This window comes from Parabacteroides sp. Marseille-P3160 (genome assembly GCF_900162725.1).
GTDB lineage: Bacteria > Bacteroidota > Bacteroidia > Bacteroidales > Tannerellaceae > Marseille-P3160.
Map to the genome: position 1 here is coordinate 3,950,838 of NZ_LT799418.1, position 13,336 is coordinate 3,964,173.

Below are 13,336 nucleotides of genomic sequence, written 5' to 3' on the forward strand. Positions count from 1 at the left end.
TTCAATTAAAAGTGTGTAAATATAAAGAAAAAAGCCTTCGCAGAAATTTATTGCGAAGGCTTTTTTATCATAGACCGGTTCGAATCAGAACAGTTTCTCCGGATATTCACCGGCGTCGATCAAAGCCCGGATTTTATCCACTACCCCTTGGCGATCGGCAGCGTAAGTTACGCCAAACCATTTGGAGGTGGTATCCAGCACTTTCACACGAGCAATACCTCTCGTTATCAAATCGTTCACCAGCAAGGGGATGAAGTATTCACTTTTCAGATTATCCCGGTTCTTCTTCAGGAATTCCTTAAAATAGTCTTCAGAGTGTTCGAAATAATCCGGCGTAAAGCCCCACATATTCATGGATACGGGCGTATTTTCTTCCAATACCACCTTTTTCCCGTTTTCATCAGTAAATTGGATTTCCCCGTTAATCCGCTCGATGGCCGTACGTTCAACGACCGTTGTCAGAAATCCTTCCTCATTCTGACTGCAGACGCCACGGGCTACGGAACCACTTTCGCTCAACGTATTACCCACACGGTAGCCGACCATGCAATAGTCATTCTTCTTTCCTGTCAGGGTCGTTAACTCCTTTCCTAAGACGGAAAAACTGTCGCGCCCGTAAAAATCGTCCGCATTAATAACAGCAAAAGGTTCATGGATTACACTTTTCCCCATCAGTACGGCATGATTGGTACCCCATGGTTTTGTCCGTCCTTCCGGGCAGGTAAAACCGTCCGGCAAATCGGTAAGCGCCTGGAAGACGACTTCCACCGGTATATGATTTTCATACTTGCTCAGAATCTTTTCGCGGAAATCTTGTTCAAAATCTTTGCGGATCACGAAAACAACTTTCCCGAATCCGCCGCGAATAGCATCGAAAATGGAATAATCCATAATGGTCTCCCCATTCGGACCGAGACCGTCAAGTTGCTTTAAACCACCATAACGGCTTCCCATTCCGGCGGCTAATACAAATAAGGTAGGCTTCATATTTTTTTATTATTAATAAAAGAGCATGTTGATCTGTGTGGGCAAAGATAGGAAGTTTTTAACAAGTACCCATAACTTGCGCCAAAAAGAAGATGACACCGTATTATGACAAATCACGAAAAACTTTTTATTTCTTTCATAAGTGACAAATGAATGTTACTTTTGTTATTCAATTCAGAATATTTATAAAAAAATGGAAGAAGAAATTAGTTTTGAAGCAAAAGTACTCCATACGCCGTTTGAAAAGCCGGATGCTTATTCGTCGCTCTCCATGCCTGTCTATAATACGGCAGCCTATGAGTTTCAGACAGCGGAGGAAATGGAGGAAGCTTTTTGCGGGATTACGTCCGACCCGACCTATTCCCGCATCAGCAATCCGACGGTTACTTATTTTGAGGATCGCGTACGGGCGATTACCGGTGCATTAAGCGTAACTGCTTTGAACTCCGGTATGGCAGCCATTACCAACGCATTGATGACCGTTTCCCGCGCCGGAGGCAATATCGTTACTTCTTCGCATCTTTTCGGAAACACTTATTCGTTGATCAGTACGACCCTGAAGGGGTTCGGTGTGGAATCTCGCTTTTGCGACCTGACCCAAATAGAAGAAGTACGGAAGGCGGTAGATGAAAATACCTGCGCTATCTTTCTGGAAGTAATCACCAATCCGCAAATGGAAATAGCGGACTTGAAACAGTTAAGCGAAGTGGCTGAAGCGGCCGGAGTACCCTTAATCGCCGATACGACTATCGTCCCCTTCTCGGTGTTCGACGCGAAAAAGTTCGGTGTCCATATCGAAATCGTTTCCAGCACAAAATACATTTCCGGGGGTGCTACAAGCATCGGAGGATTGCTTATCGATTACGGAACTTTCGACTGGAGTAAGGCCAAAGCATTGGCTTTCTGGAATAACCAGTTCGGCAAAAGAGCCTTTACCCTGCGCCTGACCAAAGAAATACATCGCAACATCGGCGCCTATATGACGCCGCAGGTCGCCTATATGCAAACATTGGGACTGGAAACGATGGAACTCCGGTTCGAGCGGCAGGCAAAAACCAGCCTGGAACTGGCCGAACGATTACAATCCCTTCCGGGCATCCTTTCAGTCAATTATACCGGACTGAAGGACAATCCTTTTTACGAATTGAGCCTGGCCCAGTTCGGAAAGTATCCGGGAGCCATGCTGACGTTCGACCTGGCCTCGCGTGCCGCCTGCTTCTCTTTTATGAACCGGTTGAAACTTATCCGCCGGGCCACCAATCTATTTGATAACAAGACTTTGGCAATCCATCCGGCCAGTACGATTTTCGGAGGGTTCTCCGAAAAACAACGGAAAAATATGGATATCAGCCAACAGACGATTCGCCTCTCTATAGGGCTGGAGACGGCAGATGATCTCTATAACGATATTAAACAAGCATTAACCTAATGAGAACGACTATTTTATCCGACAACCAGGATATCACAAGAGCAGGTCTTCAATTCATCTGCAAGCAGGTCGAAGGAAGCATCCGTTTTCAGGAAGCCAAAAACAGGGAGACACTTCTCCGTTTGCTTGCGGCCTCCCCCAATGCGGTTGTTATTTTAGACTACACGCTCTTTGATTTTACGGGTCCGGAGGATTTAGTCATTCTACAAGAGCGTTATCCGCTCTCCGACTGGCTTCTTTTCAGCGAACAATTAAGTGAGGAATTCATCCGGCGCGTACTCTACAGTAGCGAGACAACGAGCATTGTGATGAAATCCTCCTCACTGGAAGAAATACGGACGGCCGTCCAATATGTTCTTCAATCCGAACGGTTTATTTGCCAGCAGATCACCAGCCTTCTGCTCAGCAAGCGTCCTACGGCCGAGCAAAGTAGTGTGGAAGCGCTGACCGCAACCGAAAAGGACATCCTGAAGCTGATTGCCTTGGGCAAAACGACAAAAGAGATTGCTGCCGAACGCTTCTCCAGCATTCATACCATTGCGACCCACCGGAAGAACATTTTCCGGAAGCTAAACGTCAACAACGTACACGAAGCCACCAAATACGCCCTCCGCGCCGGTATCATCGACGAAGCGGAATATTATATATAACTCCGCCATCCCGATTACAGGAAGACACGTCTTGGTGCAAACAATTGCCGTACAAGTCTGATTCTAATAAAATTCTTGTGGAAAATTTAACAGGCTCTTAGCATCATTATCAATATAAAAAAGCATCCTATGGAAAATGACATTTTATTCAGCGAAAGACAGAACTTCAAGCAATGGTGGATTTAGATTATCCTGCTCGCTTACTCACATAAGAATTAAGTCACTTATTCCATTTCTATCTGTAGAAATTCCTTCTTCTACAATCTTATTCATTTCAGCCAGAAAAAGCATTTGCTCACTTATAATTTTCTCTTCAAGAATGTAAAGAAAAACCCTTGCCCAAGTTCTACCGGAGCATCTTATTATAATACTCATTCAGGTATTTTTCTTTATTTTCAAACTGATAAGTGAGATGCAATCTCATCGCTGAGCGGAATGAATCAGGATTACCAGTCTCCAATATATGATATAAACTACGGTGAGTTATTATCTCTGGTAGCCTCTCTTTTTTCCCTTTATATGGATATATAGTGAATATTTTTCCTAACAGGCTCTGAAAACTTGATAAAGCGCTGCTATTTGCTATATTGTATAATTTGGAGTGAAATTCTATATCCAATTCTGTCAATTTATAGGCGTCTTCACAGCTTTCCTCCTCTTCTATTATTCTCATAAGTTGCAACATGTCTTCGTCCGTTTTTCTGTCAAACAAGAAATCGGCTAATCCGACCTCGAGCATAAGTCTGAGCTCATACAAATCACTAACCGTATTTTCGCTTAATGTTCCTGAGCGTATTATCATTTTGAACAAATCAAAAGGCTCAGGAGAGACCATGACAGAGCCTTTCTTTTTCTTTGTTTCAAGGAATCCTAAAGCTCTCAAGCTACTTAGAGCTTCGCGGACAACCACTCTGCTGACCCCTAAAAGTTCGGATAACTCATTCTCTTTTGGTAAGGCCATGTTAGCGCGATAACCATCTTTTGTTACATAATCTAATATCTGCTGTTGGATGTTTTCGACTAAAGAAATCTCTTTTTTATTTCTATTTTCCATTCAATACTATAGCTTTATTTATTTCATACATATTCTATAATTACACAACAAAAATAGAATTAAATATCCATAAAATGAGTGCTTTTATACATATTATATAATATTAAAGACTCAATCACGATATTATATACTACATAATATATATAAATAGTATGTTTTACAACATATGTAATATATTTACCATTATTATGTATTATATAATAAATAAAAAACAATTATCTTGCGCAAAATATATAATACATAATAAAATAAGATGGAAAAAATAACAGGATTAATTAATGCGCCTTTTACTCCATTCAATAAGAATAATGAAGTGAATTATGAAATAATTGACAAGTATGCAAAACTATTAGTAAATAATGGATTAAAAGGTGTCTTTATTAACGGGTCGTCAGGTGAAGGTTTTTTGTTAACCGAAAAGGAAAGAATGAAAATTGCCGAAAAATGGGTTTCGATTAGTTCAAAAAACTTCTTGGTAATTGTACATGTTGGCAGCACTTGCTTAGAACAAAGCAAGAAATTGGCAAAACATGCTCAGGAGATAGGAGCTTATGCCATAGGCTCTATGGCTACTCCGTTCCCGAAAATAGGGAGAGTTCAGGAATTGGCAGATTATTGTGCAGAAATAGCGGCGAGCGCACCCCTTCTGCCATTTTATTTTTATTATATACCATCTCTTAATGATGTGTATCTTCCTATGTTACCTTTTCTGGAAGCAGTAGATGGGCGCATTCCTAATTTTGCAGGAATAAAATATACCTATGAAAGTCTTTACGAATATAACCAATGCATGCTTTACAAAAATGGGAAATATGATATGTTGCACGGACAAGATGAAACTATTCTTTCTGCTTTGGTTATGGGTGGCGCCCAAGGATGTATTGGGGGGACAACAAATTATAATGGAAAAGAGCTAGTAGGCATTGTAGAAGCATGGAAAACCGGAAATATAGAGCTTGCAAAAGAGCGACAAAATTTTTCACAGGAAGTAATCAATATTATTTGTAAATACCGGGGAAATATTGTTGGAGGAAAAAGAATAATGAAGCTAATAGGATTAGACATGGGGAAAAACCGGATTCCTTACCCAAACCTAACTGAAGATGAAGAAAAAAACTTAAAAAATGATTTGTTAAAAATAGGTTTTTTTGAAAGATGCAATAAATTCTAATCATCGCTACTGATAAAAATTATACCCTTATTAAATATCTAACAACAAGCATGAAAACAAGAAAATATTTAAAAGAATGGGCAGAAAAATATCGACAGGATTTGGTAAGTGATATTTTGCCATTTTGGATGAAATATGGTTTGGATCAGATAAACGGAGGTATATATACATGCCTTGACCACAAGGGACAGCTTATGGACAGTACAAAATCAGTCTGGTTTCAGGGGCGATTTGCGTTTGTCTGTGCTTTTGCCTATAATAACATTGAAAAGAAAGCGGAATGGTTATCAGCAGCCCATCAAACTATCGAATTTATCGAAAAATACTGTTTTGATACTGATGGTCGAATGTTTTTCGAAGTTACAGCGACAGGAATTCCATTAAGAAAAAGACGCTATATATTTTCCGAAACATTCGCGATCATTGCGATGGCTGAATATGCAATCGCTTCGGGAGATAGGACCTATGCAAAAAAAGCGTTAGAACTCTTCAAGAGAACGCAATCTTTCATAACAACACCAGGAATGTTGCCGGATAAATATACTCAGAATCTAAAACTAAAAGGACATTCGTTGACGATGATTTTGATCAATACGGCCAGTCGGATACGTGCAGCAATAAAAGATCCGGTTTTAGATATACAAATTGAAGAGTCGATACAATCAATTAAAAATGACTTTTTACATGTGGAATTCAAAGCTTTACTCGAAACTGTAAATATAAACGGTGGATTTGTTGATACCATAATGGGCAGAACTATTAATCCTGGACATTGTATTGAAACAGCATGGTTTATTCTGGAAGAAGCAAAATATAGAAATTGGGATAAGAAACTAATTGAATTAGGTACTACAATACTTGAATGGTCTTGGGACTGGGGTTGGGACAAAAAATATGGAGGAATAAATAATTTTAGAGATTGCAAGAACTTTCCAGCCCAGGATTATTCTCATGATATGAAATTCTGGTGGCCTCATACAGAGGCTATTATTGCCACTCTCTATGCTTTTGAAGCAACAAGAGATGAAAAGTACTTAGCTATGCATCAGCAAATAAGCGAATATACGTACAAACATTTTCCCGACAAAGAATATGGAGAATGGTATGGTTATCTACATTTTGATGGCAGCGTTTCCCAATCTGCAAAAGGAAATCTTTTCAAAGGACCTTTTCACATCCCTCGTATGATGATAAAATCATACATGATATGTAATGAAATAATAAAAAGAATGACATAAGAAAAAACAGTTAACCGATTTCCAAGATAGATCATTAAATATATCAATCAATATTACTATAGCTATAAGTTTTTTACCCTTATTATTGTTTAACTTCATTAAAATTTTAATTTATGCAAAAACTGTTACTTGTATTAGTTATTCTCAGCATATCGATATGTGCGCTGGGGCAAAACAAAACAATCACAGGTTTCGTATTTGATAATAAAAACGAACCTTCGGTTGGAGCAAGTGTCAAAGAGGTTGGCACAATCAATGGAACGATGGTTGATGTCGATGGCTCATTCTCATTAACTCTAAAAGGAGAAAACAGTAAAATTAGTGTGTCATTTATTGGCTTTAAAGAACAGATTATTACTGTTGGAACAAAAAAAGAGTTTAGAATCCAACTGGAAGAAGATTCCAGAGTGCTAGACGAAATTGTTGTAACTGGTTATGGAGGATCACAGTTGCGCACCAAAGTGACAAATTCCATAGCAAAAGTAAAAGATGAAACGCTAAAACAAGGTCTTTTTTCCAATCCGGCTCAAGCTCTATCTGGAGCTGTTGCCGGCTTATCTGTAAGCCAAACATCTGGTAATCCTGGAAGTACTCCAACATTAGTTCTACGAGGAGGTACTAACTTTGATGGCTCTGGTTCTCCTCTGATTTTAATAGACGGACAAGTCCGCAGTTCCTTGAGCGATATCAATCCAGATGATATAGAATCCATGGAGGTCTTGAAAGACGCAGGAGCTACCGCTATTTATGGTGCACGGGCAAACAATGGGGTCGTATTAGTCACTACCAAACGAGGAAAAGCAGGTCAGACAGAGGTTAACCTAAAAACCAAGGTTGGATTGAATTATTTTCATGACTCTTATGATTTTATGAATGCACGTGACTATATCTATTGGATGCGCACAGGCTATATGAATGCATACACAGGAAACAAAACCCATCCGGATGGCTCTGCTGTAAAGCAATGGTCTAGTTTGAGCGGTCTTACTACGGCAACCCCATACGGAACAGGTAATTTATATTGGGCTGATGCTGCTAAAACCATCCCTTTGGATGGAAATAAAAGCAGTTCTGCGATCTGGAGCACCATGAAATATAGTGACGATCTGGCATTTCTTCTTAATCAGGGTTGGGAAACAATGATAGACCCCGTATATGGAGATAAACTGATTTTCAAAAACACAAGTATTGCTGATTTTAATATTGAGACTCCGACTCTTTCTCAGGATTACAACCTGAGTGTAAATGGAGGCAATGAAAAAGGGCATTATTATGCAGGATTAGGATATAATCGTAGCGAAGGAACAGCTGTTGGCAACTGGTATCAGCGCGTTACATTCACTTTCAATGCCGATTATAAGTTAAAAGAATGGTTGACTTCATCCTCTAATTTCAATTTTGCAGACGCTAAATGGTATGGGCTATCGCCCACTCAAACCGCGGAAGCTAACTATTTTTCACGGGTATTATCTCTTCCTCCTACATTTCGGGGCTACAATGCTAATGGTGAAATGCTGTTAGGTAATAATTCAGGTGACGGGAATCAGCAATATAATCTTGATGCTTTCCATCGTGACCTGAATACAGATAAGTTTACTATGAACCAGTCTTTTACTATAAACTTTATGAAAGACCTTTCATTGAAGCTGGGAACCATCTGGTATTTTGCAGAAGATAAGCAGGAATCGTTCAATAAAGATTATATGACTTCTCCCGGTAATTATAATACCGCACATAATACTTCTGCTTATTTCGACCGGGTTTTAGATCAGACTTATAACGCTGTATTAAACTACAAGAATCAGATTAATGAGAATCATTATCTGGATGCCATGGCTGGTTTTGAATATTACGACTCTTATGACAAAGGTTTTTCTGCATCAGGTTCGGGTTCCCCTCTTGAGGATTTTATGGATCTGGAATATACTTCTACGGAAGAAGGAAAACGTAGTATCGACTCATGGCATTCGCGCCAGCGTATCATGTCTTTTTTTGGCCGGATAAATTACGATTACCAGGCCAAATACTTGCTTTCGTTTGTTGTCAGAAAAGATGGATATTCAAAATTAGCGGAAGATAATCGCTGGGGTGTATTTCCCGGAATATCGGCAGGCTGGGTGTTTAGTAAGGAGAATTTTATGGAAAAGATGAAAGATGTGGTTTCTTTTGCAAAACTCCGAGCCAGCTTTGGACTGAATGGGAATGTTAACCCGAGTTGGGTAGGCAATTATACCATACAGGGTTCTTACGGAACTACAACCAACTATGATGGAGCTCTTGCTTTGGGGCTGGGTAGCATCCCAAATCCTTACTTGAAATGGGAAAAATCGAAAACCACAGAAGTTGGCTTGGATATGGGATTTCTCAACAATCGCATCACGGCTAATCTGGGTTATTACACACGCTTGACAAGTGATAAGTATGCCAGTATTACTGTACCGTCTACTTCGGGAGTAAGCTCTATTACTTCTAATAATGGAGAGTATCAGAATCAGGGATTTGAATTTGAATTAGGCTTCAAAGTTCTTGACAGAAAAGATTGGAAATGGAATATCAATTGGAATGGCGCCGTTGCAAGCAGCAAGGTTATATCTTTACCTTACAATGGATTGTCTAACAACCGTCAAAGTGCTTACCAAGTATACAGCGGTAATGGTGATGAATTAATCTGGGTAGGCGGATATCAGGAAGGGCAACGCCCCGGCGATATTTATATGTTTATAGCTGAGGGTATATACAAATCGGAAGATGAAATACCTGATGGTTTAATAGACATCACAAGTGGAAACAACGGTTCTAGTGGACGACCTTTGTACGGAGGCACAGCGGGCTATAATAAATTGACTGCTACACAGAAAGCAAACGCATTGAAAATAGAGCCCGGTGATGTAAAATGGAAAGATGTGAATGGAGACGGAGTTATAGATAATTATGATATGGTAAAGATCGGCAACCTTAGACCGAAGTTTACAGGAGGATTCAATACTAATGTACGTTGGAAAGACCTAAGTTTATCTGCCCGATTCGATTATGCCTTGGGATTTTGGGCTATAGATTATAAAACCATGTGGATAATGTCTTGTGCTCAAGGAACCTACAATACAATATCCGAAACATTTGATACATGGAGTATTGATAATCCAGATGCAAAATTTCCAACTTATGTATGGGCTGACCAATTAGGAAAAAGAAATTATTGCCGTGAGTCATCTATTTTTGCTTATAGAGGAGATTATTTGGCTTTCCGTGAAGTTAGCTTGTCATATAAACTTCCTTCTCAATGGATACAAAAAGCTAAACTATCAAATGTTGAAGTATCTGTTACAGGACAAAATTTGGGTTATCTGACTGCAGCCAAGCACTTATTCTCTCCGGAACAATCTAGTAACAATGGTGGATATCCATTGCCACGTACTATTATTTTCGGTTTAAACGTAACTTTCTAAATTGATAAAATATGAAAAAGATATTATATAGCCTTTCCATGATAGTAGGTCTTATTTTTACATCATGTGATGCCTTGGACCTATCACCGGAAGATTACTATGGTAGTGGAAATTTTTGGAAAAACACATCACAGGTAGATGGATATATGAATGGGTTGAATTCTTATTTGAGAAGCAATTACAGTATGTTTTATGTCTTGGGTGAACTTCGTGGAGGAAACCAGCGTATCGGTACCTCTTCGTTGAATACCAGTTTGGATTATTCTGTCATTCGTTCGCAACTACTTACTAAGGATAATACAGGGATAAGTAATTGGAACGGGTTATACTCATCTATTATGCGCATAAATTTAGCTATTTCGGAATTGGAAAAAGAAACTAATTTTCTCAGCGAAAGCGAAAAAAATTACTACCTAGGCCAAGCTTACGGTTTAAGAGCCCTGCATTACTTTATGCTATATAGAACCTACGGAGGCGTTCCAATCGTCACCGAAGTAGAAATATTAAACGGAAAAGTTACAGCCGAGAAGTTCTATGTAGAAAGGGCAACTCCTCAGGCTACAATGAGTTTTCTAAAAGAAGATATAGCAAAATCGGAAAGTTACTTTGGATCAAATGTAACAATTAATAAGAATAAATGGTCTAAATATGCGACATTGATGTTGAAAGCAGAAATCTATATGTGGGCTGCTAAGGTTTCTATCACCGATTATACTGCTACCGGGCAGGCGGACTTGTCTATTGCCAAAACTGCTTTGAATGAGATAATCGGAAAATTTAGTCTATTAAGTAATTTTGAAAGCATTTTCTCTACTTCTAACAAAGAAAGCTCAGAAGTTATTTTCACTTTACATTTTGCAGATAATGAAGCAACTAACTGGGGAGGGATGTTCTTGTATCAGGATGCTGTGTTTATTAATCAGGTATATGGGAGAAATGGAGAAAAGATCACAGGAGATAGTCTCAATCTGAAAGGTACAGGAGGTGTATTCCGCCATGAATATGTTGAAGATTTCTGGAAAACATATGATGCGGAAGATACTCGTCGGGACGCGACATTCCTTGAGTATTATCAAAGTAAAAGCAGTTCGGGAGAGTTGAGTAATTTCGGTTGCGTTATGTTAAAAGGAGTTGGTTCAATAAACTCTAACAACAATCATATCTACGATAGTGATATTATTATTTACCGCTATGCAGATGCTTTATTAATGATGGCCGAGTGTGAGAATGGCTTGGGTAATCCTTGTGCCTCCTATATTAATCAAATACGTCAACGTGCCTACGGAAGTAATTATCCCGGGCATGAATATACAGAAGGCACATACGCAGAAAACGAATTGGCCATTTTACATGAACGGGATAAAGAATTCGTTTGGGAAGGTAAACGTTGGTTCGATGTTGTACGTATGCACGATTCAAATAATAAATCACTGGCTTTTTCGAATAGCGGTAATTATCCTTCAACTTCTCCTCTGCTAAATCAAGATGAGGCCTATAAATTGCTTTGGCCTGTAGATGCAAGCACATTAAATGTAAACCCACTGCTCAAGCAAACACCGGGATATTAAAACATATTTGTTGGGAATATAAACCGATTCTTGGCTGTTAAATAATCAGAATGTAGTAGAAGTCTATTCAAAAAGTCTTTTACTACATCTGATTCCCACTTAATTTCCATAAAGAGTTTTATTTTTATAGAATCAAAATAGAAATACCGATTAATATCATGAGAAAACTAATATCTTGTTTTTATTTACTACTTATATTTGTTACATACATCGGAGCCCAAGAAATTGTACAGATAAAGCACCCTCGGCTTCCCATCCTTATCGACAGGCAGGATAACATATTGTTTTATCTGCGTGTAAACACGGATATACTGAACAGCAAGATATTGAATAATGTGACAGTAAGCTTCGATAAGGAAATAAATCCTAATGAAATAAAAGCGGTAAAACTATATTACAGTGGCATTGAAAACGTGCAAAGAAAAGGGAAAGAATATTTTTCTCCTGTACAATATATATCTAGAGATATACCTGGTAAGACATTGGCGGCTAACACTTCTTATTCAATAAAAAAATCAGAGGTTACCTCTATAAAAAACGAAATAACATTATCAGCCGATCAAAACATGATAGGCGGTATAAACTATTTCTGGATCAGTATCGAAATGCATCCTCAAGCCTCAATACATTCTCAGATAAGAGCACAGATAAAAGAAATAATTATAGATGGAAAACCTGTTTTAAATCGACCGGATAAAAAGACAACCTATTATCTTGGTGTAGGTGTTCGTCACGCAGGAGATGACGGGGTTGCAGCATATCGTATACCGGGCATGGCGACATCTAACAAAGGCACATTACTGGCAGTTTACGATGCGAGGTATAATAATAGCTCTGATTTACAGGAATATATCGACATAGGCTTGAGCAGAAGTACCGATGGAGGTCAAACATGGGAGCCTATGCGTATACCAATAAAATTTGAGGAATATGGAGGGTTGCCAAAAGCACAAAATGGAGTTGGAGATCCAGCAATACTGGTGGATAAAAAAAGCGGGACAATCTGGATTGTTGCCGTATGGACACACGGCATGGGAAATGGCCGCGCATGGTTCAATTCTCAACAAGGGATGACTATAGATAAAACCGCACAATTGGTAATGGCTAAGAGTGATGATGATGGTAAAACATGGTCTGAACCTATTAATATTACCGAACAGCTAAAACAGCCTGAATGGTCCTTTTTGCTGCAGGGTCCCGGAAATGGTATTACGATGGAAGACGGAACAATTGTCTTTGCCAATCAATTTATTGGAGCAGACGGAATACCCAATGCCGGAATTATGTATAGCAAAGACCATGGAAAAACATGGCACACTCATAATTATGCCCGCTGCAATACCACCGAAGCTCAGGTTGCAGAAGTAAGTAAAGGTGTTTTAATGTTAAATATGAGAGACAATAGAGGTGGTAGCCGTGCTGTCTATACGACTACAGATTTAGGTAAAACATGGAATGAGCACGAATCTTCCCGTACAGCGTTACAAGAGCCGGTTTGTATGGCGAGCCTAATAAAAATAGCAGCAAAGGATAATATTTTCAGAAAAGACATTTTATTATTCTCTAATCCCAATACAATAAAAGAAAGAAAAAATATTACCATAAAGGCCAGTATGGATGGCGGACTGACATGGCTTCCCGAAAATCAATTGCTGATAGATGAAGAACATGGATGGGGTTATTCGTGCCTGTCGCAAGTAGATAAAGAAACTGTCGGTATACTCTACGAATCCAGTGTCGCCCATATGACCTATCAGGCTTTCAAATTAACTGATATAATCAAAAAGCCGTGA

General features: G+C 39.0%; 9 protein-coding genes. 7 read left to right on the forward strand and 2 right to left on the reverse strand.

Annotated features, from left to right (window positions below; translation table 11 throughout):
• Nucleotides 1–84: 84 nt before the first annotated feature.
• Nucleotides 85–987 (reverse strand): glycosyltransferase family protein, encoded by a 903-nt coding sequence (locus BQ8014_RS15935; RefSeq protein WP_080905221.1) that lies wholly within the window; start codon nt 985–987, stop codon nt 85–87.
• Between the two features lie 193 nt (nt 988–1,180).
• Here BQ8014_RS15935 and BQ8014_RS15940 point away from each other — a divergent pair, with 193 nt between their 5' ends.
• Complete coding sequence (locus BQ8014_RS15940; protein ID WP_080905222.1) at nt 1,181–2,416, forward strand: PLP-dependent transferase; 1,236 nt, start codon at nt 1,181–1,183, stop codon at nt 2,414–2,416.
• On the forward strand, nt 2,416–3,066 hold the full coding sequence (locus BQ8014_RS15945; protein ID WP_080905223.1) for a response regulator transcription factor: 651 nt from the start codon (nt 2,416–2,418) through the stop codon (nt 3,064–3,066). The genes BQ8014_RS15940 and BQ8014_RS15945 overlap by 1 nt, the downstream gene beginning before the upstream one ends.
• 346 nt (nt 3,067–3,412) lie before the next feature.
• Here the strand turns inward: BQ8014_RS15945 and BQ8014_RS15950 are convergent, their stop codons facing one another.
• Nucleotides 3,413–4,120 carry a FadR/GntR family transcriptional regulator gene (locus tag BQ8014_RS15950; protein ID WP_080905224.1) on the reverse strand — a complete coding sequence of 236 codons (708 nt, stop codon included), beginning with the start codon at nt 4,118–4,120 and terminating at the stop codon, nt 3,413–3,415.
• Nucleotides 4,121–4,373: 253 nt separating this feature from the next.
• Here BQ8014_RS15950 and BQ8014_RS15955 point away from each other — a divergent pair, with 253 nt between their 5' ends.
• The 5 genes from BQ8014_RS15955 (at nt 4,374) to BQ8014_RS15975 (ending at nt 13,336) form a co-directional block, all read left to right on the forward strand.
• Nucleotides 4,374–5,291, forward strand: a complete 918-nt coding sequence (locus tag BQ8014_RS15955; protein ID WP_080905225.1) for a dihydrodipicolinate synthase family protein — start codon at nt 4,374–4,376, stop codon at nt 5,289–5,291.
• A 50-nt stretch (nt 5,292–5,341) separates the two neighbouring features.
• Complete coding sequence (locus tag BQ8014_RS15960) at nt 5,342–6,529, forward strand: AGE family epimerase/isomerase (protein WP_080905226.1); 1,188 nt, start codon at nt 5,342–5,344, stop codon at nt 6,527–6,529.
• Between the two features lie 113 nt (nt 6,530–6,642).
• The gene (locus BQ8014_RS15965; RefSeq protein ID WP_080905227.1) at nt 6,643–9,975 is read left to right on the forward strand and encodes a SusC/RagA family TonB-linked outer membrane protein; all 3,333 of its coding nucleotides are present in this window, start codon (nt 6,643–6,645) and stop codon (nt 9,973–9,975) included.
• Nucleotides 9,976–9,986: 11 nt separating this feature from the next.
• A complete protein-coding gene (locus tag BQ8014_RS15970; protein WP_080905228.1) occupies nt 9,987–11,543 on the forward strand; it encodes a RagB/SusD family nutrient uptake outer membrane protein in 1,557 nt (518 codons plus the stop codon).
• A gap of 158 nt (nt 11,544–11,701) precedes the next feature.
• On the forward strand, nt 11,702–13,336 hold the full coding sequence (locus BQ8014_RS15975; protein ID WP_080905229.1) for a sialidase family protein: 1,635 nt from the start codon (nt 11,702–11,704) through the stop codon (nt 13,334–13,336).

Bases quoted from the DNA above. Each gene is read 5' to 3' on its own strand.
- BQ8014_RS15935 (WP_080905221.1), bottom strand. From the start codon at position 987: ATGAAGCCTACCTTATTTGTATTAGCCGCCGGAATGGGAAGCCGTTAT.
- BQ8014_RS15940 (WP_080905222.1), top strand. From the start codon at position 1,181: ATGGAAGAAGAAATTAGTTTTGAAGCAAAAGTACTCCATACGCCGTTT.
- BQ8014_RS15945 (WP_080905223.1), top strand. From the start codon at position 2,416: ATGAGAACGACTATTTTATCCGACAACCAGGATATCACAAGAGCAGGT.
- BQ8014_RS15950 (WP_080905224.1), bottom strand. From the start codon at position 4,120: ATGGAAAATAGAAATAAAAAAGAGATTTCTTTAGTCGAAAACATCCAA.
- BQ8014_RS15955 (WP_080905225.1), top strand. From the start codon at position 4,374: ATGGAAAAAATAACAGGATTAATTAATGCGCCTTTTACTCCATTCAAT.
- BQ8014_RS15960 (WP_080905226.1), top strand. From the start codon at position 5,342: ATGAAAACAAGAAAATATTTAAAAGAATGGGCAGAAAAATATCGACAG.
- BQ8014_RS15965 (WP_080905227.1), top strand. From the start codon at position 6,643: ATGCAAAAACTGTTACTTGTATTAGTTATTCTCAGCATATCGATATGT.
- BQ8014_RS15970 (WP_080905228.1), top strand. From the start codon at position 9,987: ATGAAAAAGATATTATATAGCCTTTCCATGATAGTAGGTCTTATTTTT.
- BQ8014_RS15975 (WP_080905229.1), top strand. From the start codon at position 11,702: ATGAGAAAACTAATATCTTGTTTTTATTTACTACTTATATTTGTTACA.